General features: G+C 49.9%; 22 protein-coding genes, 1 pseudogene and 1 riboswitch. Of the genes and pseudogenes, 20 read left to right on the plus strand and 3 right to left on the minus strand.

The features are described from left to right. Positions 1 to 5: 5 nt before the first annotated feature. The 5 genes from MKZ07_RS07615 to MKZ07_RS07635 all read left to right on the plus strand — a co-directional run bounded on the left by MKZ07_RS07615 (position 6) and on the right by MKZ07_RS07635 (position 3,518). Entirely contained in the window at positions 6 to 488 is a 483-nt protein-coding gene (locus MKZ07_RS07615; protein ID WP_341025438.1) for a Na+/H+ antiporter subunit E, read from the plus strand. After that, a complete protein-coding gene (locus MKZ07_RS07620; RefSeq protein ID WP_036701474.1) occupies positions 488 to 781 on the plus strand; it encodes a Na(+)/H(+) antiporter subunit F1 in 294 nt (97 codons plus the stop codon). Before MKZ07_RS07615 ends, MKZ07_RS07620 begins: the two co-directional genes overlap by 1 nt. Beyond that, positions 771 to 1,130 carry a monovalent cation/H(+) antiporter subunit G gene (mnhG, locus tag MKZ07_RS07625; RefSeq protein ID WP_036701476.1) on the plus strand — a complete coding sequence of 120 codons (360 nt, stop codon included), beginning with the start codon at positions 771 to 773 and terminating at the stop codon, positions 1,128 to 1,130. The genes MKZ07_RS07620 and mnhG overlap by 11 nt, the downstream gene beginning before the upstream one ends. Next, positions 1,128 to 1,260: riboswitch (cyclic di-AMP (ydaO/yuaA leader) on the plus strand. Its footprint overlaps the gene before it by 3 nt. Positions 1,261 to 1,267: 7 nt before the next feature. Then, entirely contained in the window at positions 1,268 to 2,080 is an 813-nt protein-coding gene (locus tag MKZ07_RS07630; protein WP_036701478.1) for an alpha/beta fold hydrolase, read from the plus strand. Between the two features lie 79 nt (positions 2,081 to 2,159). After that, positions 2,160 to 3,518, plus strand: a complete 1,359-nt coding sequence (locus MKZ07_RS07635; protein ID WP_051494071.1) for a TrkH family potassium uptake protein — start codon at positions 2,160 to 2,162, stop codon at positions 3,516 to 3,518. An 81-nt stretch (positions 3,519 to 3,599) separates the two neighbouring features. On the opposite strand, the pseudogene MKZ07_RS07640 reads toward MKZ07_RS07635, so the two are convergent. From MKZ07_RS07640 to MKZ07_RS07650, 3 genes and pseudogenes are all read right to left on the minus strand, one after another. Continuing rightward, a pseudogene (locus tag MKZ07_RS07640) lies at positions 3,600 to 3,722 on the minus strand (GNAT family N-acetyltransferase); the annotation flags it as partial. An 11-nt stretch (positions 3,723 to 3,733) separates the two neighbouring features. Next, positions 3,734 to 4,543, minus strand: a complete 810-nt coding sequence (locus tag MKZ07_RS07645; RefSeq protein ID WP_036701480.1) for an arsenite methyltransferase — start codon at positions 4,541 to 4,543, stop codon at positions 3,734 to 3,736. Positions 4,544 to 4,602: 59 nt separating this feature from the next. After that, positions 4,603 to 5,052 carry a MarR family winged helix-turn-helix transcriptional regulator gene (locus MKZ07_RS07650; protein ID WP_036701481.1) on the minus strand — a complete coding sequence of 150 codons (450 nt, stop codon included), beginning with the start codon at positions 5,050 to 5,052 and terminating at the stop codon, positions 4,603 to 4,605. Positions 5,053 to 5,183: 131 nt separating this feature from the next. Between MKZ07_RS07650 and MKZ07_RS07655 the strand changes: the two genes are divergently transcribed. From MKZ07_RS07655 to MKZ07_RS07725, 15 genes are all read left to right on the plus strand, one after another. Further along, positions 5,184 to 5,510, plus strand: a complete 327-nt coding sequence (locus MKZ07_RS07655) for an ArsR/SmtB family transcription factor (RefSeq protein WP_036701483.1) — start codon at positions 5,184 to 5,186, stop codon at positions 5,508 to 5,510. Between the two features lie 117 nt (positions 5,511 to 5,627). Continuing rightward, the gene (locus MKZ07_RS07660; RefSeq protein WP_339808201.1) at positions 5,628 to 6,917 is read left to right on the plus strand and encodes an arsenic transporter; all 1,290 of its coding nucleotides are present in this window, start codon (positions 5,628 to 5,630) and stop codon (positions 6,915 to 6,917) included. Between the two features lie 21 nt (positions 6,918 to 6,938). Continuing rightward, positions 6,939 to 7,358 (plus strand): arsenate reductase (thioredoxin), encoded by a 420-nt coding sequence (gene arsC, locus MKZ07_RS07665; RefSeq protein WP_036696860.1) that lies wholly within the window; start codon positions 6,939 to 6,941, stop codon positions 7,356 to 7,358. A 411-nt stretch (positions 7,359 to 7,769) separates the two neighbouring features. Further along, entirely contained in the window at positions 7,770 to 8,303 is a 534-nt protein-coding gene (locus MKZ07_RS07670) for a 3'-5' exonuclease (protein ID WP_036696861.1), read from the plus strand. 390 nt (positions 8,304 to 8,693) lie between these two features. After that, positions 8,694 to 14,312, plus strand: a complete 5,619-nt coding sequence (locus tag MKZ07_RS07675; RefSeq protein ID WP_341025442.1) for a sugar-binding protein — start codon at positions 8,694 to 8,696, stop codon at positions 14,310 to 14,312. A gap of 154 nt (positions 14,313 to 14,466) precedes the next feature. Beyond that, positions 14,467 to 15,729 (plus strand): AMP-binding protein, encoded by a 1,263-nt coding sequence (locus MKZ07_RS07680; protein ID WP_036696862.1) that lies wholly within the window; start codon positions 14,467 to 14,469, stop codon positions 15,727 to 15,729. Continuing rightward, on the plus strand, positions 15,722 to 15,988 hold the full coding sequence (locus MKZ07_RS07685) for a phosphopantetheine-binding protein (RefSeq protein WP_076162311.1): 267 nt from the start codon (positions 15,722 to 15,724) through the stop codon (positions 15,986 to 15,988). Before MKZ07_RS07680 ends, MKZ07_RS07685 begins: the two co-directional genes overlap by 8 nt. 23 nt (positions 15,989 to 16,011) lie before the next feature. Continuing rightward, positions 16,012 to 16,287, plus strand: coding sequence for an acyl carrier protein (locus MKZ07_RS07690; RefSeq protein WP_341025445.1), 276 nt, complete (start codon positions 16,012 to 16,014; stop codon positions 16,285 to 16,287). A gap of 1 nt (position 16,288) precedes the next feature. Continuing rightward, positions 16,289 to 17,248 carry a DUF6005 family protein gene (locus MKZ07_RS07695; RefSeq protein ID WP_036696864.1) on the plus strand — a complete coding sequence of 320 codons (960 nt, stop codon included), beginning with the start codon at positions 16,289 to 16,291 and terminating at the stop codon, positions 17,246 to 17,248. Further along, positions 17,199 to 18,572 (plus strand): glycosyltransferase family 4 protein, encoded by a 1,374-nt coding sequence (locus tag MKZ07_RS07700; protein ID WP_063829043.1) that lies wholly within the window; start codon positions 17,199 to 17,201, stop codon positions 18,570 to 18,572. The genes MKZ07_RS07695 and MKZ07_RS07700 overlap by 50 nt, the downstream gene beginning before the upstream one ends. Further along, a complete protein-coding gene (locus MKZ07_RS07705) occupies positions 18,559 to 20,355 on the plus strand; it encodes an ABC transporter ATP-binding protein (protein WP_051493748.1) in 1,797 nt (598 codons plus the stop codon). The genes MKZ07_RS07700 and MKZ07_RS07705 overlap by 14 nt, the downstream gene beginning before the upstream one ends. Beyond that, entirely contained in the window at positions 20,352 to 21,896 is a 1,545-nt protein-coding gene (locus MKZ07_RS07710; protein WP_036696866.1) for a class I adenylate-forming enzyme family protein, read from the plus strand. Before MKZ07_RS07705 ends, MKZ07_RS07710 begins: the two co-directional genes overlap by 4 nt. Next, positions 21,880 to 22,137 carry an acyl carrier protein gene (locus tag MKZ07_RS07715; protein WP_084648984.1) on the plus strand — a complete coding sequence of 86 codons (258 nt, stop codon included), beginning with the start codon at positions 21,880 to 21,882 and terminating at the stop codon, positions 22,135 to 22,137. Before MKZ07_RS07710 ends, MKZ07_RS07715 begins: the two co-directional genes overlap by 17 nt. Beyond that, entirely contained in the window at positions 22,134 to 23,276 is a 1,143-nt protein-coding gene (locus MKZ07_RS07720) for a phenylacetate--CoA ligase family protein (RefSeq protein ID WP_036696868.1), read from the plus strand. The genes MKZ07_RS07715 and MKZ07_RS07720 overlap by 4 nt, the downstream gene beginning before the upstream one ends. 4 nt (positions 23,277 to 23,280) lie before the next feature. Next, positions 23,281 to 24,273, plus strand: a complete 993-nt coding sequence (locus MKZ07_RS07725) for a hypothetical protein (RefSeq protein ID WP_036696869.1) — start codon at positions 23,281 to 23,283, stop codon at positions 24,271 to 24,273. The last annotated feature ends 23 nt before the right edge of the window (positions 24,274 to 24,296 follow it).

The raw sequence follows: 24,296 nt of genomic DNA on the forward strand, positions 1-24,296 counted from the left end.
ATATAATGACTCTACAATTCTTGTTTAATCTGTTAGTTGCTTTATTGTGGATGGCAATCAATAATAGCAGCTCCGGCGCCACTTTTCTTATCGGGTTTCTGCTCGGCATAGGGATGCTGCTGTTATTCAGAAGATCCAAGCCCCAGGCCCAGCCATTTTATTTAAAACGTCTATGGTCCATATTCAAGCTGCTGCTGATCTTTATCCGCGAATTGACCATCTCGAACTTTGTGGTGATTTATCATATTCTTCGTCCGAAGCTGGCGATCCGCCCTGGAATATTCGCCTATGAGACAGCCTTAACCTCAGCCTGGGAAGTTACACTGTTGTCTTGTCTGATATGTCTGACTCCTGGCACGCTAACTCTCGACGTGTCAAGGGATGGGAAGACCTTATATATTCATGCTATTGACATCAAAGATGCTGAGGAAATGGTGAAGCAGATCCGGGGGAATTTCGAACAAGTGATCATGGAGGTGACCCGCTGATGGTCTCCGTACTATTAACTACCGCATTGACCATTCTGGGAATGGCCATACTCGCGTGCCTGTACCGGCTTCTGAAAGGACCTACCCGTTCGGATAGGGTGGCGGCCCTAGATACGATAGGCATTCATGTACTGGCTATGATTACTGTCATTAGTATGCTGCTGGATACCCGCAATTTTCTTGAGGTAATTCTGGTTATCGGTATTCTGACGTTTATTGGAACCACTGCACTCGCAAGGTATATCGAACGTGGGGTTGTTGTGGAAGAAGGAGGGGAACTGCATGACAGGTGAGTTGTTTAGCTCGATTCTAGTAGTGCTGGGCGCCATTTTTTGCGGCATTAGTGCCTTTGGTCTGATCCGGCTGCCCGATGTCTATCTGCGTTCACATGCGGCCACCAAAAGTGCAACGTTCGGGGTGTTATGTTTATTGGGCGGCGGCTTCCTTTACTTTTGGTTCAAAGATGGAGAGATCAGTGTCAAGCTGCTGCTGGCGATTCTTTTTGTATTCATCACTTCACCGGTCGCAGGCCATCTAAATGGCCGGGCGGCCTACCGTTCGGGCGTTCCCTTGTGGAAAAACAGCATACAAGACGATCTGCTTACCCATACGGAAAGAAGTAAGGAGCAATCTGAGAAATGATATTTGCCGCTGAATTCCTGTAAAGGAAACGGGGGAACCAAAAGTTCCGGGGTGAATCTCGAGAATATCGAGTAGGGCTACTCAGGTCCGAATCCGTCAGCTAACCCCGTAAGCGTTCATGAGAGGGGAATCCTGCAGTGCCTATTGTTGATGTCAACGGAACAACCTTGTATTATGAGATATCGGGTAGCGGTCTGCCCATCGTTTTTATCCATGATTATTCGACCTCCCACCATCTTTTTGAACCACAGGCGGAATATTTCAGTAAGCGCGCGAAAGTAATTGTCTATGATCTAAGAGGAAACGGGCTGTCGGGGAAGATGAATGTTGAGATTGGCCGGATCTTAGACACTCAAGTTGAGGATCTAAAGGCATTATTAGATAAACTGGATGTAGAAAAGATTGTAATTGTAGCCTGCTCCACTGGAGCTATACTTGCCCAGAAGTTCGCCTATCTGTTCCCTGAGCGGGTGATTACCATGATTTTGGTGGATAGTTATTTTCAAGGTGATTACTCTGCTAGTGGAAGTAAGTTGAAAGAAGCGTTGCAGTTCTGTGCCTGGATTTCTCATTATCTCCCTGCTGAAATGTTTATCAAGCCTTTACGTATCACCTATCACCGGTGGCTCTTGGCTTACCATATCTTGAGAAAAGAGCTTATGCATAAACGGACGACAGAATGGATTAAGCAACGCATGGCGTTGAAGTATTCGGACGGTTACGGGTTTGCGCTGCGGCTGCAAATTCCGGTGCTGATCGTGTCAGGTAATCACAATGAGCGGGTGTTAGAGCAAGTTAAAAAAACAGCGGCTAAGTATCCCAAAGCTCATTTAGCGATCATCGAGAATGCCATGTATCCTAGTCACCTATGTCAACCGCAATTATTTAACCGGCTTTTGCTCGATTATCTAAAGGACCAACAGTGTTTTCAACAAGAGCTACCTGGCTGATGCTCTCACTGGACACACAGCCTTGAAGGTGACGCAGCGCTGTTTATTTACGAAAAGAATCATTACAGGAGCCAGTGATATGTTTAAAAAAAGGTACCTTTGGTTTACTCGAAAACTCAGTCTAACCTCATCAAGAATTATTCTTTTAGGTTTTGCTGTAACCATCATTCTGGGGACAATTATGTTGTCCTTACCGGTATCTTCATCCACCGGAACTAGTGTGGGATGGCTAAATGCATTGTTTACCTCAACTTCAGCTGTGTGTGTCACTGGACTGGTGGTGCTGGATACAGGAACCGACTTCTCCAACTTTGGACAAATCATTATCCTGCTCCTCATTCAAATCGGAGGATTAGGATTCATGACGTTCAGTGTTCTAATTGCCGTAATTCTGGGGAAGAAGATTGGGCTGAAGGAGCGTTTACTCATCCAACAATCTTCGAACTCCATTGAAACACAAGGGGTCGTCCGGTTATCACTAAGCATTGTGCTGATCTCATTTATCTTCGAAACTCTTGGGGCATTGTTGTTGACCGTCCGGTGGGCAAATGACCTGGGTGTTGCCAAAGCCTTATATTATGGAATTTTCCATTCCATCTCGGCCTTTAATAACGCAGGTTTTTCATTATGGTCGGATAGTCTGAGCCGGTATGTCGGTGATCCGTTAGTCAATATTGTCATTTCATTTTTATTTATCATTGGTGGAATTGGATTTATTGTGATTCTGGATCTATACCGCAAGAGAAGCTGGAAGGCTCTGTCTTTTCACACAAAAATCGTGCTAATCACTTCAGGAGTGCTTTGTTTTGCAGGGTTTCTGGTCATATTTGTGTTTGAGCTTTTTAATACCAGAACATTTGGTACACTCACATGGGGGGAAAGAATCTGGGGTGGATATTTCCAGGGAGTGGTTACCCGCACAGCGGGGTTCAACTCCATTGATATTGGTGCGATGTTACCGGCGTCCCAGTTCTTTATGATCTTTCTGATGTTCATAGGAGCTTCATCAGGCTCGACAGGCGGGGGGATCAAGACGACCACCTTTGCGGTACTCATATTAAGCATCTTCTCAACCATCAAGGGGAATGCTGATGTGCAGCTGCTAAAAAAACGGATACCTCAAGATCTTATTTTCAGATCATTGGCTGTAATGACCATCTCCTTAGGCCTTGTTCTTGGAGCAACCTTTTTATTAACAATTACTGAATATACCCGCCATACGGATATTCTTGCTCTTTTATTTGAAGCTACATCAGCCTTTGGAACCGTGGGCATGTCCATGGGCTTAACCCCTGATCTGTCACCGATTGGTAAATGTATCATCATAGTTATAATGTATATTGGGAGACTGGGCCCTTTAACCTTAGCCTTTGCCTTGGCACAAAAAAGTGTTAAACAGAAGTACCGTTACCCAGAGGACAAGTTGCTGATTGGTTAGTAAGTAGGGAGTAGTTGGAACTGATTAAAAGGAGAAGTTCTTCCGTTTACGGGTAGAACTTCTCCTTTTTTATCTTCATTTTTATAGTAGAAGCTTCTCCATAATCATCACATCAATAAACGTTTTGTCTATAATCCCCTGCTTCTCCAATAGACCCACCTGCCGGTAGCCCATCTTCCGATACAACCCTTGACCACTCTCATTAGATCATCTCCTTAAGATTGTTTTCTCGCTTTAATCACAGCAGAGACGATGTATTGCTCAACGTTCGCACCGGGAACCCAATCTTTGATAAATGTTCTGGATTCGTCTTTGGGCTCAATATGGATCTCAGTAAAGCCGCTTTCCTGAAGCATCATCTCCAGATCAGAAATGAAAGAGGCCCCGGAGATACAACCCGAATATAATTCGCCCAGGTCATTTTTGATTTCGGGGGGTAGCTCAGCTGTAGTTACAATATCAGAGATGGCCAGACGCCCTCCGGGCATAAGAACGCGATAGGCTTCACGGAATACTTGCTGCTTATCAGGCGAGAGGTTAATCACACAGTTGGAGATTATGACATTAACCGAGTTGTCGGCCGCCGGAAGATGTTCAATTTCTCCCAACCTGAATTCGGTATTATTAAACTTACCTTTAATGGCATTATCTCTTGCCCGGCTAATCATCTCAGGAGTCATATCTACACCGATAACATGGCCTTGTTCACCTACCTGCCGGGAAGCGAGGAAGCAATCGAACCCGCCGCCGCTCCCGAGATCCATAACATGTTCACCAGGCTTCAGCTCAGCAATAGCCTGGGGATTACCGCAACCAAGACCTAAATTTGCGCCTTCAGGAGCTGCGGCCAGATCCTCACTAGAATATCCCATTTTAGCAGATATGGCATCATAATCAGTTGGGCTGTCACAGCAGCTGTCAGCAGAGGAGCAGCAGGAGGAGGCAGGTTCGGCCTTTTGTACAGCAATGGTTTGATAACGTCCCCGTACATTTTGGCGGATTTGGTCATTCGTAAGTTTGTTCATGAATACACACTCCTTATCATTAAAATAACTTGCAAGTTACAAATAAAGGCCAAGGGAAATCACCCTTTAACAGGTGCGCAGCAATTGCTGGATTTCCCCATAGCATCGTTGAAAAGCTTGATGGATCGTAGCAATGTTTCTACTTCAAACTCACTCATATGCGAGAAGGCTTCAATCAGGTATTCATTCATTTGTTGATCAATAGTTGCAGCCACCAGTTTTCCTTCGGAAGTAAGGGAAAGGGTATAGATTCTCCGATCGCTGGGTTCAGGTGTCTTTTCTACCAAATTCATTTTCACCAACGACTGGACTTGTCTGCTGAAGGTGGTAATATCCGTGCCCAGTGCTTCGGCAACTTGCTGCATGGAAGGATTGTGGCTCCGGGCGATCTCATAAAGCAGATGGCTTTGGGCCGCGGATAGTTTACATCCCCTTACACTGCAGCAGTCCTTATTGAGAAGCCCTAAGCGCCGGGTCATGATTTGAAATAGTTCTCGTGGGGTTTCCATGTGTTCACCTCTTGAACTGGTTATACCGCAATTGATTGCAAAATGCAAATATTATTTTCATCTGGTTGCTAATTGGCCATTAAGGTCTTAGAATATAAGTATTGCCTTATATAGATGGGAGGAGCTTTTAAATGAATGTACTAAATGAACTTGCGGAAGATTTAAAACTCCTTGGAGATAAAACACGGCTCACGATTCTAACCCTTTTAAAAGAACGGGAGTGGTGTGTATGTGAATTCGTGGATCTTTTTGACATCTCCCAACCAGCCGTAAGCCAGCATCTGCGCAAATTGAAAAGCAGCGGATTGGTTAAGGAACAAAAAAAAGGTCAGTGGGTGTATTACTCTTTAAGCATTGAAGATAAGCCTCATGTTGCGGCCATTCTTCAGCTTACACCGGATACCAGCTTCATTCTATCCAGTTTAAACAAGCCGTCTGGTGCTGCCTGCTGCGAGTAATATTTTGATATTGAATATATAATCATATAATTATATAATGATGTACGTTATTATACTTAAGCATATGAAGGGAGTGCTCTGCAATGTGTTATATAGACATATAATGGGGGAGATCATTTGGTAGTTTTAGCGAGTCTTATATTTATCGTCACATTAATTTTTGTCATTTGGCAGCCTAAACATCTGTCCATTGGCTGGTCTGCCTGCGGCGGAGCGTTACTCGCCTTACTTGTCGGTGTCGTCAGCTTGAAGGATGTTCTGGATGTTACGCTGATTGTGTGGAATGCCACACTGGCCTTTGTAGCAATCATTTTGATCTCCCTAATCCTCGATAAAATTGGATTCTTCGAATGGGCAGCTTTACATATGGCCAAAGCTGCTAGCGGGAATGGAACCCTAATGTTTATCTATGTCATCATTCTGGGTGCTGTAGTAGCGGCATTTTTTGCTAATGACGGAGCAGCGCTCATTCTAACACCAATTGTGCTGGCTATGGTCCGTGCGCTGAATTTTGATGAGAAAAAGGTTTTTCCGTTCATCATTGCTAGCGGGTTTATAGCAGATACTACGTCTTTGCCCCTGGTTGTAAGCAATCTGGTGAATATCGTATCGGCTGACTTTTTCGGATTAACCTTTATGGAATATGCCGGACGGATGTTAATGCCTACCTTATTCTCCTTAGGGGCAAGTATTCTCGTGCTTTATTTCTTCTTCCGCAAAAGCATTTCCAGAAACTTTGACAGCTCCCAGCTGAAAAATCCGGCGGAAGCTATCAAAGATAAGAAGATGTTCAAGCTATCCTGGTGGGTATTAGCAGTTCTGCTGGCAGGGTACTTCGTGAGTGAGTTCCTGAATATCCCAGTGTCTGTTGTAGCCGGGGTTATCGCAATCTTTTTCCTGCTTATGGCAAGGAGAAGTCCAGCTGTACCTGCAATGGAAGTGGTGAAGGGAGCACCTTGGGCGATTGTTTTCTTTTCCATCGGTATGTATGTTGTCGTATATGGTCTAAGAAATGCGGGTCTTACGAATGTGTTAGCTGATGCCATCCAGGCCGTTGCCGATCAAGGGCTGTTCGCAGCAACGATGGGGATGGGCTTTATTGCCGCGGTGATCTCCTCCATAATGAACAACATGCCTACTGTAATGATTGATGCACTGGCCATTGATGCCACGAACACTTCCGGACTGATTAAAGAAGCTTTGATTTATGCAAATGTTATTGGTTCTGACTTAGGTCCGAAGATAACACCCATTGGTTCGCTGGCTACCTTACTGTGGCTGCATGTGCTTTCCACCAAAGGAGTAAAGATATCCTGGGGAACGTACTTTAAAACAGGCATTATTTTGACGATCCCTACGCTGTTCATCACACTGCTTGGTTTATATATAACATTGACCCTATTTTAAACTCGAAGGAGATTAAGACTTATGGATAAGAAGACCATTTACTTTTTGTGCACAGGAAACTCCTGCCGGAGCCAGATGGCGGAAGGATGGGCCAAAAAATACTTGAGCAATGAATGGAACGTATACAGTGCCGGTATTGAAGCTCACGGTTTGAACCCGAAAGCCGTTCAGGCGATGAGTGAAGTAGGTATAGATATCTCAGGTCAAACATCAGATATTATTGATCCGCAGCTGCTGAACAGCTCTGATCTCGTTATTACATTATGTGGAGATGCAGCAGATAAATGCCCGGTTACCCCGCCTCAGGTGAAACGGGAGCACTGGGGATTCGATGATCCGGCGAAGACTCAAGGAACTGATGAGGAGAAGTGGGCGGTCTTCCAGCGGGTTCGTGATCAAGTGGGCGAACGCATCAAACAATTTGCTGAAACGGGTGAATAGTCTTATATCCAGAAAAATAATTATTGTCGCTGGACAATAACACAGTCCTATAAGATCCGCGCCCAGCGCGGTTTTTTTGTTTTAATTGAGACAGGGGGAAACTTTCTGGATACAGCCAATAATTATGCGATATGGAACGAAGGCTGTGTTGGCGGAGAAAGCGAGTCTTTGCTTGGCGAATGGATGAAAGAAAGAAAAAACAGAGCTCATGTTGACGATAACAAAACTGAACTTGAGGAGACCTTGGAGACTTTTGATTGTTTGGTTAAAGCTGGTAAAGTAAGAGCTATATGCTGCAGTAATTACCGGTTTTCCAGGCTGTTGCTGCAAGCGGTCTAACGCAATTGGAAGAAAATTTAGGCATAGCCCGGAGCGATGGGTCTATCGATTCGAATTACAAAAGGAGTATATATGAACTATATCATTTTTGATCTGGAAGCCACTTGTTGGGAAAATGACCGCAAAAGGCAAAACGAAATTATTGAAATCGGAGCCGTAAAACTCAATGAAAGGCTGAAGACTGTGAGCGAATTCCAAATTTTTGTCAAGCCTGCATTAAGCCCACAGCTTTCTGATTTTTGTAAGCGGCTTACCTCCATTTCTCAGACGGATGTGGATGCTTCAATATATTTTCCGCAGGCAATCTATCAATTTCGAGAGTGGATAGGTATTGAACCTCATATCCTCTGCTCCTGGGGGTTTTATGATAAGAACCAGTTGCAGAAGGATTGTGCACTCCATCAAATCGCAAGTGAATGGACGGATAACCATATCAGTCTCAAGCATCAGCACGGGAGGATGATTGGCAAGGAGCGGGGCGTAGGCATGGAGAGAGCTTTGACTATGCTTAAACTGCCGCTTGAAGGTACTCACCATAGGGGTATCGATGATGCCAAAAACATTGCGAAAATATTCGTTAAAATTTTTGACCAATTGATGTTTTGATAAAAGCGGATCAAAAATACGCAGGTAGAGCGACATTTCAAGTGAATATGGTCATTACAGATAATACTCCATCCAGAAGGGATTCTGAGGGAATTGTAATAGTCCATTTGAGCAGAGGCAGCCAAACTATGGCTGCTTTTTCATTGCGCTAACGGAAAACGTTAGTTGAATGACAATCTCAAACAAATCTTGAATGTCGCCCATGTAGATTGATACTTGAATAAATTGCGAAATTCTACATAGGAATAGGGTGAAATAACAACAAATTTACGGAGGAGGAAATAATGAAAGCGCTATTATATCCGTTACGATGAAGTAAGCTATTGAAGCCTTGGTGTATACGATATGGTAAGCCGTGAGCGCACGGATCGAAAAAAAGGAGGATTTTCAATGATGTCAAAACGATTTGGCAGAGTGCTCGCGTTCCTCTGTTGCTTGCTAATGGTGGCGTCACTAATGCCTACCAGCTTTGCCGCCGCCACTGACAACAACGAGTATACAGAAGCACTTAATGGCGACAGCAGTTCTACAGCTCTTACAAGCTTGCAGACAAATGAAATGCCGACCGCCATTTTTGGAACTCCCGAACTCGGGTCAGACGACCCGCTGTGGGCCCTGACCATGGAGCATCTCATCAACAAAAGCACTGTGCCCGGCGACCCCAGGCCCCATTCCACAGGCACAGCCAGGATCCTTTGGGACCAAGACTACCTGTATGTCCGTGTAGTCGTGGAGGACAGCAATCTATATCAGGGACCCGGCAATGATTATCAGTACGACGGCCTGGAGTTTTATGCCGGCGCTGGAACCCAAGGCGCGAATCAATGGCGCATCAGCGCGACAGGCGTGTTTTCAGGGCAAAACGCTCCCGGAAGAGCTGCGTGGACTGAGATCACGGACACAGGATATATCGTGGAGATGAGAATACCTAAAAGAACCTTGAACTTGCAGGCAGGCCCGTTTACCTTTGAAGTGTATATCAATAACTCGTCGGAAAAGGGCGGTGACCGCTATGAAGTCGTTTCCTGTTTCGGAACTCCGGACGCGGCTTACAACAATGCTGCTTCTTTTACAAACAGCCTGAATCTCATTGACGCTAGTGGAGCGGACGACAGATTCTCAATCACTGCCACGGCGGAATCGGGCGGCCGGATAACGCCGAACGCACCCGGCAATGTTCTGAGAATTGCTAGCGGCTTAGACAAAACCTTTACGGTTACCTCCGATTACGGCAAAATTGTAAATACCGTAAAGGTAGACGGAGAGGACGCAGCTCTATCCGATGATGGCACTTACACCTTTTCAAATGTTGTCGCTAACCATACCCTTCAAGTGACATTCAAAAATGATTCGACCGCGGAGTTGCTTCCCTTTATTGTATGGAATGACAACTTCGCCCGTGGCGAGTACACGACGGCTGTTATCATTGACTTAGGCGAAGGGAAGGCGGTGGAAGGCTCCAAGCTTAATCCGGACTTGTTTACCGTCTCGGCTAGGAACACGACCCTGAACGGCGACTCGGTAACCTTTGAAGGGACGCGCAAGATCACTAGGGTATACGCCAATGACGAACCGAAGGTACGCGGCTATCTGGGGACGGAAAGCCATTCACCGGATTATCAGGACGGACTGGAACGCGGCCGTTACATCGTAGTTGAGCTCGAATTTTATTCAGAGAGCGGCGGCAATATAACGCTGGATGGCAACATGAACTCAACAAAACAGGTTTACAGCGTCGTCCAAAACGGCGAGCTCTTACTGACAGAAGGGGAACCGCTTAACTACGCGGTTTTTGAACAGGAAAAAGTTGTGAATCCGATCCTTGACCAATTTACAGCACCTACGGGCAATTCGGTTAATCGTGCGCTCTACCTTCACAAGGATGGAAACGGTGAGGTGTCGCAAGGCTTGCCGCTGTATGTCTATACCCACGGCATGGGACGCGGCGGCACAAGCGCTGCGACTGACCCAAAAGCGGCGATGAAATCCGCCAACGGCTCGGTCGCTCTGATGAAGAAAATGGAAAAATACCCCGAGAAATACGCCAGCCATATACTGAATATTTCCTATAATGGCACGAGTACTCCCTCCACAGCCAATGTTAAGAAAGTTATAGATGACCTGGTTGCCAGCGGTGCAGTAGACCCTAACCGCATTTACGCGGCGGGCTTCTCATGGGGCGGCCAGTATACGAACAGCTTAGTTAACGCTTATCCCGGCTTCTTCGCGTCCGCCGCACCTATGTCTCCGGTAAGCGGCTCACCGAACGCGAACGCCAACTACGTTCACACCAACCTGGCCTATTGGATGTTTATCAATGAGTATAACGTTGGAGTATACCAGACTAACCTCGCTAACTTCATAAACACCAATATGCCGAAAATGATCAATGCGAGAGCTTCGCGCTTTGAGAGCAATGAGGCTCTTATATGGCCTTACAATCAATTTGATCAGCCGAATCAGAAACCGAATCCGAACCATTCACCTGTCCTGAGTGATTCGGTGGCGCACGAAGTTGAAGCGGCGGTTCTTTACAACGACATAACGATGGGGACTTGGAGCATAGCGCCAACAGCGCAGTCTTCTAACTTGCCGGCTTGGAACAATGACTATACTGACGTCTTTGATTGGATGTTCGCGCAGACCGCAGCAAACAATCAGCCTGTTGCCGGATACGGTTCACCTGTATTGGGCACAAACGACAAACTGTGGGAACAAGCTGCAGCGTTTGACATCAACAACAGTAGCGCACCCGACCAGAAGATAGGCCCCAAGGCTACCGGCAAAGCCAAAGTATTTTGGGACGAAGACTACCTGTATGCACGCGTTGTGGTTACAGACCCGAATGTGTGCTTCGGTCACACTCCTGGCACTGAGTACATGACCGACAGTGTGGAATTGTATGTCGGTGACGGAAAAAGTGGCTCAAACCAGTGGCGTATTGGCGCAAGCGGTATTTTCTCAGGTCAAACCGCTGCGGGCCGCGACGGTTCGGTTACACGAACGGACACCGGGTATATCGCGGAAGTGAAGATACCTAGAAGAACCATTGAATTCACGAGCAATTCCCCGATTACGTTTGATGTGTACATCAATAACTCAACGGGTGCGGGGAATGACCGTTATGAGGTGGTATCCGCTTTAGGTAAGCCCGACGCGGGTTATGGCAGTTCTGACAGCTTCAAGAATAGCTTGCTGCTGCTTGGGAGCTCCACGGTATCCAGGCACCCCGTTAACGCCACGGCAGGATTAAACGGCACCATCTCGCCATCCGGCTTGATTCGGGTAGCTGACGGCGGAAGCCAATCCTTTACATTCACTCCGATCAGCGGTTATGTCGTGGATACCGTAACTGTAAATGGTGCGTCTGTAGAGATTGCAAACAATACCTATACCTTAAAAAACGTGAACACCGATGACAAGGTAATCCATGTTACATTCAAACCCGATCCGGCCGCAACGTTACTTAACTTTATCGTATACAACGATAACTTTGCCACCGGAGAATTTACCACAGCCGTTATCACCGATCTGGGTGCGGGAAATGAAGCTGTGGGTGCCGACCTTAGTTCAAACCTGTTTACAGTCTCGGCGAGGAATACTCTGCTGGACGGTAACCTGGCATATCAAGGTACACGCACCGTCAATAGAGTATACGTCAATGACGAACCTAGACCCAGAGGGTATAAGGGTGTGAACCAGAACTCCCCTGATTATCAAGCTGGACTTACTAAAGGCCGCTACATCGTTGTAGAATTGGAATTTTGGACATTAACCGGCGGACAGTCCACTTTGGAAGCATCCAAATCCACCATCCAGAATTACAACATTGTATCTAGTGGCGATATCAAGCTTGATGGCAAGGCTGCCATTGTTAAGACGTCTTTCGCACAGTCAGGAACCGTTAATGAAATCATTGACAAATTTGAAGTGGGTCCCAAAATTGACAACGCGGAAGCGATGCAGTATGGGCTCTATATTCATAAGGACGGCAACGGCGTTCCGGTAAAAGGGCTTCCCCTTTACATCTATGCTCACGGTTCTACCCGCGGCGGTACACAGGACGGGGATACCTTTGCGCCCATCAGGTCCGCCAACGGAGCCACCGCGCTTATGAAAAAAATGGAGAAGAACTCTAAATACGCCAGTCATATAATCGCTTTGCGGGCGCAAAACAACGTTCAGGCAACACCCGCTACCTTAAAGGCTTATATCGATGATCTGGTGAGCAAGGGACTTGTTGACCCCAACCGTATTTACATGGCAGGCTTCTCTATGGGATCCGCTTATACGAATACGTTCTTGACGACATATCCCGATTTGCTCGCAGCCGCAGCGCCTATGTCTTTTCCACCATCAATCAACGCGAAACAAGCCGAAACTCTTAAAAACTTCGCATACTGGTCATTCGTTAACACAACTGATTCTTCAACAATAAAAACAGGGGCGGAAACTTATATTGCAAATATAATGCCCCTATTGGAAAACGCCAGGCACACGTTCATCGACAGAAATGAAATATTCGTTTGGCCTTATGACCAATGGACAAAGGCGGAAGCACCTGTTAATGGAACCAATTGGATTCCTTCCGGCCATGAGATGGAAGCTTCAGTTCTGTGGAACAATATTTCAGGGTACAAGGATACTTTGTCCAATGTAGGTTCCAACAAGGAGTGGAGCCTTAAACCTACTGCGCAGTCCTCTAAGTTGCCGACTTGGAACAATGACTACACTGACGTCTTTGATTGGATGTTCGCACAGAGAAAACCGGGCGGACCCGGTGCTCCGGGCAGCTTCAAGGCGACGGCGGGCGACGGACAGGTCACATTGAGTTGGACTGCTCCAGCTGACGATGGCGGCAGCACGATATTGGGTTACAAGGTCTGGTATGGCAACGTGACGCCGGTCACTCTAGATGCGAAGACGGCCCAATATACCTTCAAGAGCCTGAAAAATGGCCAAAGCTATACCTTCAAGATCGTTGCGGTGAGCGCGAAGGGCGACAGTGCGGAGATGAGTGCGACGGCGACGCCGACGGCTTCCAATGTGCCCAATCCTTCTGGTGGCAATACGGGTAATACCGGCAGTACGGGCAACACCAGCAATACGGGCAATACAGGCAATACCAGCACCGGGACAGTCACTGGATCGTTGAAGCCGACCTACACAGTGAACACACCGAAGGATAAGCCCGCGGTCACGGACAAGAACGGCAACACCACCCTACCCGGCGGCGGCGAGATTGTGACCAAGGGCGGGACGAAGATTAAGGTACCCGAAGGTACGACTATAGACTCAAAAGGTAAAGTGACCCTTCCGGCGGGCAAGAGCGCCGAAGTGACACTACACGGCGGCGCGAGTGCCGGCTTAGACAAAGGCATGTCGCTGAACATCCATGAGGGTACGGAATTTGTGTTCGATGACGACACCCCGCTGGGCTTCCTCGTGGTGTCTGGCAATCCTTTCAGGGATGTCAACATGGACGACTGGTTCTACAGCTACGTAAACTCCGCCTACACATACGTTCTTTTCAACGGCACGACGTCCACGACGTTCTCACCGGGCACCTCAATGACGCGTGCGATGTACGTGCAGGTACTGGCCAATCTTGAGAACGTAAACCGCTCCGGTTACACGAATTCCCGCTTTAGCGACGTGACGGATGGGCAGTGGTACACGGCGGCAGTCGAGTGGGCGGCCGAAAGCGGCATAGTCAACGGTATAAACGCAGACCTGTTTGAACCCCATTCACCGATGACACGCGAGCAGATGCTGGTGATGCTGTACAATTACATGAAGTACAAGGGCTATGAGATACCTGCAAGCCACTCTAAGTCCTTCGCAGACGAGAGTCAGATCAGCCCATGGGCGTTGAAGGCCGTTCAGGCACAGCAGGGCATCGGAATTGTATCAGGCAAGCCGGACAACTTCTTTGCCCCCCAAGCCACCGCCACCCGCGCTGAAGTAGCTACTATCTTTATAAAGTTCATCGAATATCTGGCTAAGTAAAAGCGTAAACAGAAACATGAGGACCCTTTCGGCTGGGCAAGATCCAGCCGAAAGGGTCTCTTTTCAGCAATCCTGACTACAAGAGAAGGAAAAGCGTCGTTATGTGGAGAAAATATCTAAAGAAGTAAAAAAATATCACGGGAAAGGAGACTCCATGTTCATTGTTAATAAAGAACATTATGACCAGCATGAACTGGAACGTCGAATAAACGCGATATACGCATTATTGGGTTCCTCTGTTTGGAAGGAACGGCGGACAGCTGTATGCATGAAGGAGCCGGCGAATATTCTGGCCGCCACGGAGCTGATTATTAGGAGTGAGGGCTCGGTGCTTCTGATCAACGGCGATACCCCGATTGAAAGCGCTCTCCGTCAATCTGAAGACGCAGGCTGTACAGGTCTGCTGACAGATGCAGGAGGCAGCGCCGTCTTTCACCCTCTACACTCACGCCTGGATCGGATGAATGGGGAGCCGTCCTTGCTTCAATTCAGCTCCGGCACGACCGGCGCTCCCAAGTTAGTTGAACGGTCTTGGTCTCATGTGCAAATGGAAATCGAGGCCTACAACAAGATGCTGCCCTGCAGCGGGGAGGATCAACCAATCATTCTGGTGCCCGTGTCTCATTCCTTCGGATTAATCACAGGCACGCTTTCCGCACTTAAGCGCGGAGTCAAGCCGGTTATCGTGACGGACAAGAACCCCAAGTTCGCCCTGCATCTCATGCAGCAGCATGATCGCCATGTGGTGTATGCAGTGCCCTTTCTCTTTCAAATTCTGCTCAGCCTCATGAGAGAGAAGGTGCTGCTTAGAAAGATGGTATCCTCTGGCTCCCCGATGTCTGCAGAACTGCTGAACAGGCTTGGGGGTGCAGGTGTGAAGGTGATCCAGCAATACGGGTGCTCTGAGGCGGGCTGCATCTCGCTTGGCGACCGGCCCTCCGGTTCTACGGATGCCGGGATGTTGCTGGAGCATATGGCAATGGAAAGAGCCGGAACCCGGGATCAGCCGGATGAAATAATCATTGCCACAGGCGGACGCCGGATTCATACCGGAGATATGGGATATTGGCTCAGCGGCAGGCTTCATGTTCAGTGCCGGATGGATGATCTGATTAATGTGTCAGGACTGAAAGTAGCTCCCTCCGAGGTGGAGGATGTTATCCGGAGGCTCAGCGGCGTTCAGGAAGCTGTCGTGCACAAGGCTCCGCATCCCGTCTGGGGGGAAGCTGTCAAAGCTCGAATCGTCCGGAAGGGCGATGCGCTGTCTCAGGAGGATGTGAAGAGGTGGTGCGCGCGGTTTCTGCCTGCTTATAAAGTTCCGGGCTTTATTGCTTTTACGGAGGACATTCCGAAGACGAGTACAGGGAAGGTAATGCGAAAACAATTGGTAGAAGAGGAGTATGGTATTCATGGATAAGGAACAAACGGTATCTCAATTGAGGCAGCTCATGTCCGAACAATTGGAGCTCTCTCTCCCGGACGTCATTAAAGAGGAAGATCGGCTGTACGAAGACTTAAACGTAGATTCGATCATGGTACTCCAATTGGTGGTATACATCGAGGAAGTGTTCAACGTAACTGTGCCTGAGGAGGAGATGGATCCTGCCGTCTTCCAAACGGTCGGTTCTTTAGTCGATTTCATCCACGCCCTTAAGGGGGAGCACATCAAATCTTAAGATCATAGAAAAGGATGGATATGATGATTAACGTGAATGCACAGGATATCGTACAATTCGTGATTGATCGGGTGGCCGATTTGACCTCCAGACCGGAGCTGGCGGAGGAATTGAATGGGGACGCACCGCTAGAGGATGCAGGCGTGGATTCAGTGCTGCTGGTCAACCTGATGATGCAGATTGAACAGCAGTACGACATTTTTTACGAGGACGACGAGCTTCTGCAGGAGAACTTCGCCACCGCGCGTTTGATCTCACAACGCATATTGGCCAAACGGGCCGTTCAAACCGAGGTTTGACGTGAAACAAGCCCATTGCTTTCTGAACGGACTCGGTTATGGCTTGGAGCAAGCCGGATGGGATGAACGTCCGCTCTATATCGGTGCTTGGGACGCGCCATTCAGCGTTACGGAGGACGGCAAGCTGACCTATTTCTCAGCGGACATCACACCGTCCGAATATTTGCGGCTGTTTACCCGCCTGTACGGGGAAGGGGCCATGGAGTGGTATGATTACGGGGCCGACAAGCTCGTCAACCTGAAGAAGTTTCTGGAGGTCCTGCGGCGTAATCCGGATCTTCCTGTTTTGGTACAGCTCGACCTGTTTCATATGCCCTATCAAAAAAGAACGTTTCAAACCATGCATCAGCCCCATTTTGTCATCGTACACGGAATGCGGGGCGATCAATTCGTGGTATACGACCGCTATTTTGAATGGGAAGGGTTAGTGGCCACGAGCCATGTACACGATGCTTTTCTGAGCAATGAGCTGGGCGGGGGACTGCTGCTTCATCCCGAATGGCTCCATGCGCCGGACGCTCACGAGGTGGCGAGAATCTTCGAGGATACGATAGAGACCGATCCGGGTGAACGATCGCTAACCGGCATGGTGAGGCGGAGGATTATGCAGACGGTGGAATCGCCCGATATGTATCCGCCCGGGGCCTTGAAGGATGCTGTATCCCAGCTCGGCATCCTCGCCAAACGCAAATACAGCTACGGGCTGCTGTATCAATATTTTTCGGAAGCGCTTAATCAAGGTACGGAGCTGTATCAGGAGCAGCTGGAAGGATTCATAAGAATGTGGAGTACGCTCGCATACCTGGCGATCCGTACGTCTATGCCGGGACGAACCGGAGAAATCGGACTGCTGGTGGATAAGGTGGAGCAGCTGCACAGGACGGAGCAACAGCTGAAGGAGGAATTGATCGATGTCTATCATCGCTGGAAACTTCGATTTGCATGCGGAGTGCAGACCTAGGGTGGGCTGCTTCGACGGCCATTCCCCCCGGTTGAACGAACGGGTGATTGATGACAAGTGGACAGGGTATCTGGCTGAATATACGGAGCTCATCCGCATTCCGCCGGTACGCTTTGCCAAGATCTTCGGGGGTTCGCTTCGCCAGTTCTCCAAGCAGCCGATGTCTTCGCTTCCGCAAGCATCGGAGCGGCTGGCCCGATTATGCGAGGAATACGGAATCGATACGCTTTATGTGAATGCTCCTTATTTCATGCCTTACTTGATGCTGGTTCGGAGCTTCTCCAAGCTTCCGCTTCGCTTCATGGTTATCGCCCATTCCGTCGCATCCGCCCGTTGGCTGACAAACTGGCTGTCCTGTGCACCTTGGATTACAGAACAGGATGTGCTGCTTGCCAGTACGGAATCCTGCAGACAGGCGCTGGTTAATCTCTCACCCCGGTATGCACATGCCCATAAGATCCCGTTATGCATCGACACCTTGCTGGCTGCGGAGCCGGTTCGGCCGCTTGCCGGTAAACGTCTGTTATCCATCGGCCGGCTGGAAGAGGTGAAGAACATTCATGTGCTCTTAGAGGCTATGGCGGAAATCAAGCAGCGTGTCCCGGACACTGTATTGACGGTTGCCGGAGAATATACGGGGTCTTTGCAGGAAGCGGACCGATATAAAGAACGGCTTGAAGCCATCGTAGCGGAATATAGACTGGAGCAAACCGTGGAGTTTACAGGTCCCGTCCACGGGAGTGAGAAAGACTGCCTGTTCCAAGAATCCAGGCTTCTGGTCAACCTCTCCACCGATCCGGGAGAGACGTTTGGCTTCAACCTCCTGGAAGCGAAAGCCCACGGTCTTCCTGTGGTCTGCACCAACTGGGACGGTTTCCGGGAGCTGCTTGTTGACGGCGTGGACGGTTCCTTCGTCCAGGTAGATTGGACCGGTGAACATCCGAAGATAGATCTGGGCGGGCTGGTTCGAAGCTGCACCGAGGTCCTGCTGGATGAGAAGCTTCACGACAATCTCTCGCAAGGAGCGCGGCTTGGCGCTCTAATGTACGACTATCGCACCATCATGCCGCAGATCAGGAGGCTCCTGAATGCTCCCCTTGGACAGATAGCGGGTGAGGCGGAGGAGACCGCCCTGCTGGAATCTTCTATGAGAACGCTGAACGAAATCTATCATTGCAGCTTATTGGAAGCGACAGGCTGTTTGAATGAATCGCCGCTGTCGGTTCTGGATTGGCAGCCGCAGGGTGACACGGGGGAATGGATGCGCAGGGTGAAGCCGCTTATTCAACATTTTGCCGGGAGGAACCATCATGCACACGTTTAAACTGTTCCGACGTCTTGCTCCCTACGTGAGGATCAAATGGAATTTAACCTTGATCGCTTACGTTTGCACGTTCCTGCAATTGGGACTCGTCATGCTTCAGCCCTTAATCTTCGCCTATCTGATCGACCACGTGCTGATTGGCGGAAACCGTAAGCTGATTGTCCCGCTGCTTAGCCTTTCCTTGGGAATAGGCGTTCTCTCCATCGTGTTCCTGTTTATCCGGGTAGGTCTGTTCCGCTATCTGGGCATCTGTAATATGCTGGATATCCGGAACGAGCTGTTGAAGCATGTCCGGCAGATTCCCATTCCGGAGATTCAGAAGGAAGGACCCGGGAAATTCTCGGCCTTGCTCGGGATGGATACCGCTACGATGGGAAATTTCCTCAACCACATCCTGGTCGAGATTACCTCACAGCTGTTTATGATGCTGATATCCCTCGGAATCCTGTTCTATATGGATTGGCGGCTTGGCATCGTTGCGACGCTTAGCATCCCCTTCCTCTTATGGGTGCCAGGACTGTTCCGCAACCCTGTGGCGCGTTATTCGTCCGCCGTTCGAACCCATAATGAAGAGATCGGAACCTATCTCTATGAAGCGATCGAAAGTTCGCAAGAAATCCGGGCTTTAGGACTAGAGGGATGGGAACGGAAGCGGAATGAAACGATGTACAAGGGGCTGGTGAAGGCCAGCACCCGGGAAACGCTGTATGCCGTTATGTCGTTTCAAATCAGTGGATTTGTGATTAGCCTGATCCTGGCTGCCATCTATTGGATCGGCAGCGATCAGGTGCTCCACCAAATGATGACCGTCGGTATGATGGTTGCTTCCGTAACCTATCTGCAGAACGCTCTGAATCCTGTACAGCAGATTAACAACTTTTTCAGAGAGCTTCAAGGCGCGGAAGTTGCCATGGGCAGAATCGAGCAATTTATCCAGACCCCGATCGATCCCTATTCGGAAAACGAGAGGAAGCAGGCTTCGCCTGCAAGGGAGCCTCAGCTTGAAACAACGCCGTCCGATATCGAAGTGTGCAGTCTGCGCGTCGGGTACGGTGGAACGGAAATCTTGAAGGATCTGTCACTGTCGCTGTCTCCGGGCAAGGTTTATGCTTTCGTCGGGCGAAGCGGGTCTGGGAAATCCACCCTTTTCCGGGCGCTTATTGGGATGATGCCCGTGCTCGAAGGTGAAATTCGAATCGGCGGACAGAATCTGGAGGAGATGACCCGCAGCGCGATCAGCCGCAAGGTTGGCATCGTGTTCCAGGAGCCTTACTTGTTCCGGGGTACCCTTATGGAAAATATTGCTGTCGGGAACCTGGACGCAACGGAGGAGATGGTCATGCAAGCAGCCCTGAATGCGCGGCTAGGATCTCTGCTGGATCAACTGCCGGACGGACTCCACACGAAGATTGACCATAGAGGCTTCCAGCTATCTGGCGGACAGCGGCAGAGGCTGGCTATTGCGCGTGTCCTCTTGCACAATCCCGATATTCTTATCCTGGACGAACCGACCTCCGCCTTGGACCAGCTTACGGAGATTGAACTCATGGATTCCATACGCCAAGTCATGGCGGGCAAGACGGTTCTGGTAGCCACCCATCGCCTGCAAACCATTATAAACGCGGACCGTATTCTGGTGATGGAGAACGGTTGTCTGGTGGCGGAAGGCGACCACGAAGAGCTCATGAATCAATCGGCTGAGTATTATGCTATGGCATCGACCTTCGAGCGGGATACATCTGTGGCCGGACAGGCATCTCACAAGGAGGGGGTCCCGGTATGAATGGCACAGGCACCCTCAGGGAATTGTTTCAACGTGCACGAAGGCATGACCGGGGAATCACTTACGCGGCACGAAGCGGCGAGTCCGATTGGACAAGCTATGCGGAACTCGGAAACCGCATGGACCTTCTCGCTGAACGGCTGAAGCAGGAGCAGCTGCGTCCGAATTTTATCGGGGCCGTCTGGATGGCTCCGACGCCGGAGTGTCTGGCTGTCATCGGGGCAGTTATTTTGGCGGGAGGCATTCCGCTCCCCATCCACAGCTACATGCCAGGACAGGACATGCTTCGCCTCATCCGCAAATTTGAACCCGAAGCTGTGTTCGTCTCTGAAGAGAAGCTTCCAATCCTTGCGGAATGGAACATGCAAGGGGAAGAGTTGCCATTCTGCCTGTATGCAGGTATGGCAAGCGGACCGGTTGCAGGAATCGCCGCCGCTCCGCGGCCGGTACGCCGGTACACGCCGCCAGAGGACACGCGAATGATATTCCTCTCCTCCGGTTCGACGGGAGAGCCGAAGGGTATCATGCTGAGCGACCGCAACATGCTGTCCAATGTGGACGCGATCCTGGACTACACGACTCTGTGCGACGGGGACATCGTTCTGCTCTCGAAGTCACTGGGGTATTGCTCGACCATTGTTGGGGAATGGTTCGCCGCCATGGCCTCTGGAGCCAATCTTGTTCTAAGCGGGGGCTTCGTGCATCCCTTCGAGATGATCCAGTGCGTCCGTACGAACAAGGTGACCTTCTTATGCACTGTGCCGTCTGCGATCCTGCCTCTAATACATTCCGCCAAATGGGCGGCGGAGGATCTGATGCCGCTCCGGCAGATGCTCATTGTCGGCGGCCCGATGCCTGCCGTCATGCTGCTTCGTTTGGCTGACCGTCTGCCTCACGTGCGGCTGACGCCTTCCTATGGACTGACCGAAGCCTCTCCGCGCGTCTCGTATTTGCCCTACGCTCAGTTGAGGACGAAACCGCAATCCGCCGGGATACCCATTAACGGCATCGAGCTGGCCATCGTTCAGGACGGAAGGGAGGCGGCAGCAGGGGAGAGTGGTGAGGTGGTCGTTCGGGGGCCGAATGTGATGATCGGCTATTATGACGATCCGGATCGCACCCGCGAGATCCTAGGCCCCCTCGGCCTGCATACCCGGGATACCGGGTATCTGGACGAGGATGGATATTTGCACTTGACCGGGCGAACCGATAACGCTCTCCTTGTCGGGGGACACACGGTGTACCCGGAAGCGGTCGAAAGCGTCCTGTTAAGCTTGCCTGGGGTGGCGGACGCTGCGGTGTCGGCCGTAGAAGACCTTCAATGGGGACATCGTCTGATTGCCGTGGTAGTATCCGAAGCTTCCACAGAGCCTGTCAGCAGCCCGGAGCTGCATGCCTGGTGCGTAAAGCGGTTATCCCCGGCCTTGCGTCCCAGGGAATTCCGCTTCGTTACGGCTCTGCCCAGAACGGCCAGCGGAAAGTTGGATCGCAAAGCCCTGAAATCTATGGTGAAGGAGGAAGAACATGTCCATAGAGCATGAAGATATACTCTTTAAGGTGAGAGAAACGATAGCTGCTGTGGCCAAGAGGCTAACCAGCGAGGTCGAGCTGGATCATGCTTTGGTAGACGATCTGGGAATCGACTCCATTCAAATACTGGAGCTTCTGTCGGCGCTGGAGGATACATTCGGCTTTGAGCTGGATGTGGACGATATTCGCCCGGAATCGTTCCGAAGCGTCCAGGCCGTATTGCATTTTGTAGAACGCAAGGTGGCTTCATGAAGGTGTTCACCCCGGGCCATTTGCAAGAGCTGGCTGACGAATTGCGCAGGACGTACCCGTTTTATAGCCCTTATACGGACGTTGATTTCCATCAGCTGCCGATTACAGACAAACACTTGATCGCAGACAACCGCGCCCTTTTCGAACATCCTGATGCAAGGCGGGTGACCGAATCGTTCACCTCGGGAACTACCGGAGTGCCGTTCCGCTGTGTGAAAACTACGGAGGAGATATGGACACTCTCGCTGACCCTGTATAAGCATAGAAAAAAGTGGGGGCTGCCGCCCAGGCACCGGATGCTGCTGCTGAGCAACCGTCTGCTGGCGGAGCCCAGGTCCCTTAGACATTATGCAGAACTGATAATCAGGGAAGATCCTCATTTTATCCAGGGGAGAGCTTCCGCTCTCTGCGCGTTGGCCGAATATATGCGTGACGGGGGATATTCGTTGCCGGCTTCCCTCCTGTTTACCCAGAACTGGGGCGAAACGCTGCATGGCTCTCAGAAAGAACGGATTGAGGAGGTGTTCCGCGTTCCATGCGTAGACTATTACGGTTTGGAAGAGTTCTGGTGTATCGCGTTCGCAGGCCAGAGCGGCCAATTGGAAATCGATGAGTCCGCCGTATATGTGGAAATTATTGATCCAGCCTCAAGACTCCATGTAGAGGAGGGGGAATTCGGCGAAGTGTTGGTCACCTCGCTGATCATGAGGAGTCTGCCTTATGTCCGTTACCGGACAGGGGATATCGGAAGTATTCGCAGGGACCCTGAAACCGGCCGTCTCCTTCTTCAACTGCTTCCCGTTCGAACATCCCAGATTCGGCTGCCTGGAGCACAGGTGCATTCCGCCGTCTTCCGGTATTTGGACAAGTTTTTTTGGGAGCTTGCTGCAGCCAGAGGAGTCCGCCAATTTCAGATCGTGCAGAATACATTAACCTCTTTTTCCGTCCGGCTGGCGACTGAAGCCTCGCCAAGCGAGTTCGAGGACGTGCAGGCCAAGCTATCCGCTTTTCTTCACCGAGCGGCGGGCAAGCCGGTGAAATTGTCCATAGAAACCGTCTCAAGGCTCGAAGCCGATCCTGTCAGCGGCAAAATACCGTCCTTTGTTTGCCGTATTTCCTCAAATGAAGAAGGAGAATGAAGAGATGACGTCTCATACGGATACGCCGGATGCCAAGCCGGAAATGATGAAGCTGGCGGCGATGGAATGTGCAGCTTCCTGCATCTTGACCCACTTATACCGGTCCGGGGCCAACCCTGATCTGTTTCTGCTGGATTACTGGAATGTCAATTATGTTTCGCGCATTATTACGGCGAGCCAGCATGTGCGGTTGAACAAAAGCTTGCCCTTTCTGTACGGCATCCATCTGGTTTACAAGGGAACTGGACCTGAGGCGCTGAAGCAGTCTGTTCAGTCAGGGAACCGTGCGGTAGTGAAATGCCGCCCATCCGATCTGGATTTTTTCCCTCCCAACATGCTGATCATGGCGGAGAGTGGATTCGATCATTATATCCTCGCAGATAGCTTCGATGAAGCGCGTAACGCCTTCAGAGTATTCGATCCCATTGTCGGTTTCAACGGATTCCTGACCGGAGAAGAGCTTATGCGGGCATCAGCGGAGCCGGAAGAGGAGGAGATCATTTTCTACGAGCTTCAGCCGGATCAAGAAGGGAAGGTGTTCGAGTCTCCCGGCAAGCATGATATCTTCACCTATGCAGCCAAGCGAAACTACGAAATGTATGTCCGTTCTCAATACAGTTCGGGTACCGCCGCATTGGACTGCTTTGCCCGGGATTTGCAGGAATCTCTAGCATTAAGCCCGGAACAAACCTCGAACTGGTTGAACCAGAACTCGATCGCCATTGCTTCCTTAACCAAGCTCCGATCTTCCATATGGAATAGCTTTGCCCAGCTGGGCGTGATGGACAAGGGGCAGGTGCTGGAAGGGACGAACCGGATCAGCGGGATCGTGAAGTTATGGACGACACTGAATTTCTTGCTGGTGAAATACCGCAAGAACATCGGGGACGAAGCGTTGCTGCGCTCGGCTCTTGCCAGGCTGCGGGACATTCAGGATGCGGAGCTTCAATTCCTGGCCTGGATGAATGGAATAGGCGGTGATCTGACTGCGGTATAATCTATGCACGATTTCTTTTCGGC

It is taken from the genome of Paenibacillus sp. FSL P4-0338, from assembly GCF_038002365.1.
Taxonomy (GTDB): Bacteria; Bacillota; Bacilli; order Paenibacillales; family Paenibacillaceae; genus Paenibacillus_AQ.

Bases quoted from the DNA above. Each gene is read 5' to 3' on its own strand.
- MKZ07_RS07615 (WP_341025438.1), top strand. From the start codon at position 6: ATGACTCTACAATTCTTGTTTAATCTGTTAGTTGCTTTATTGTGGATG.
- MKZ07_RS07620 (WP_036701474.1), top strand. From the start codon at position 488: ATGGTCTCCGTACTATTAACTACCGCATTGACCATTCTGGGAATGGCC.
- mnhG (WP_036701476.1), top strand. From the start codon at position 771: ATGACAGGTGAGTTGTTTAGCTCGATTCTAGTAGTGCTGGGCGCCATT.
- MKZ07_RS07635 (WP_051494071.1), top strand. From the start codon at position 2,160: ATGTTTAAAAAAAGGTACCTTTGGTTTACTCGAAAACTCAGTCTAACC.
- MKZ07_RS07645 (WP_036701480.1), bottom strand. From the start codon at position 4,543: ATGAACAAACTTACGAATGACCAAATCCGCCAAAATGTACGGGGACGT.
- MKZ07_RS07650 (WP_036701481.1), bottom strand. From the start codon at position 5,052: ATGGAAACCCCACGAGAACTATTTCAAATCATGACCCGGCGCTTAGGG.
- MKZ07_RS07655 (WP_036701483.1), top strand. From the start codon at position 5,184: ATGAATGTACTAAATGAACTTGCGGAAGATTTAAAACTCCTTGGAGAT.
- arsC (WP_036696860.1), top strand. From the start codon at position 6,939: ATGGATAAGAAGACCATTTACTTTTTGTGCACAGGAAACTCCTGCCGG.
- MKZ07_RS07670 (WP_036696861.1), top strand. From the start codon at position 7,770: ATGAACTATATCATTTTTGATCTGGAAGCCACTTGTTGGGAAAATGAC.
- MKZ07_RS07675 (WP_341025442.1), top strand. From the start codon at position 8,694: ATGATGTCAAAACGATTTGGCAGAGTGCTCGCGTTCCTCTGTTGCTTG.
- MKZ07_RS07680 (WP_036696862.1), top strand. From the start codon at position 14,467: ATGTTCATTGTTAATAAAGAACATTATGACCAGCATGAACTGGAACGT.
- MKZ07_RS07685 (WP_076162311.1), top strand. From the start codon at position 15,722: ATGGATAAGGAACAAACGGTATCTCAATTGAGGCAGCTCATGTCCGAA.
- MKZ07_RS07690 (WP_341025445.1), top strand. From the start codon at position 16,012: ATGATTAACGTGAATGCACAGGATATCGTACAATTCGTGATTGATCGG.
- MKZ07_RS07700 (WP_063829043.1), top strand. From the start codon at position 17,199: ATGTCTATCATCGCTGGAAACTTCGATTTGCATGCGGAGTGCAGACCT.
- MKZ07_RS07705 (WP_051493748.1), top strand. From the start codon at position 18,559: ATGCACACGTTTAAACTGTTCCGACGTCTTGCTCCCTACGTGAGGATC.
- MKZ07_RS07710 (WP_036696866.1), top strand. From the start codon at position 20,352: ATGAATGGCACAGGCACCCTCAGGGAATTGTTTCAACGTGCACGAAGG.
- MKZ07_RS07715 (WP_084648984.1), top strand. From the start codon at position 21,880: ATGTCCATAGAGCATGAAGATATACTCTTTAAGGTGAGAGAAACGATA.
- MKZ07_RS07720 (WP_036696868.1), top strand. From the start codon at position 22,134: ATGAAGGTGTTCACCCCGGGCCATTTGCAAGAGCTGGCTGACGAATTG.
- MKZ07_RS07725 (WP_036696869.1), top strand. From the start codon at position 23,281: ATGACGTCTCATACGGATACGCCGGATGCCAAGCCGGAAATGATGAAG.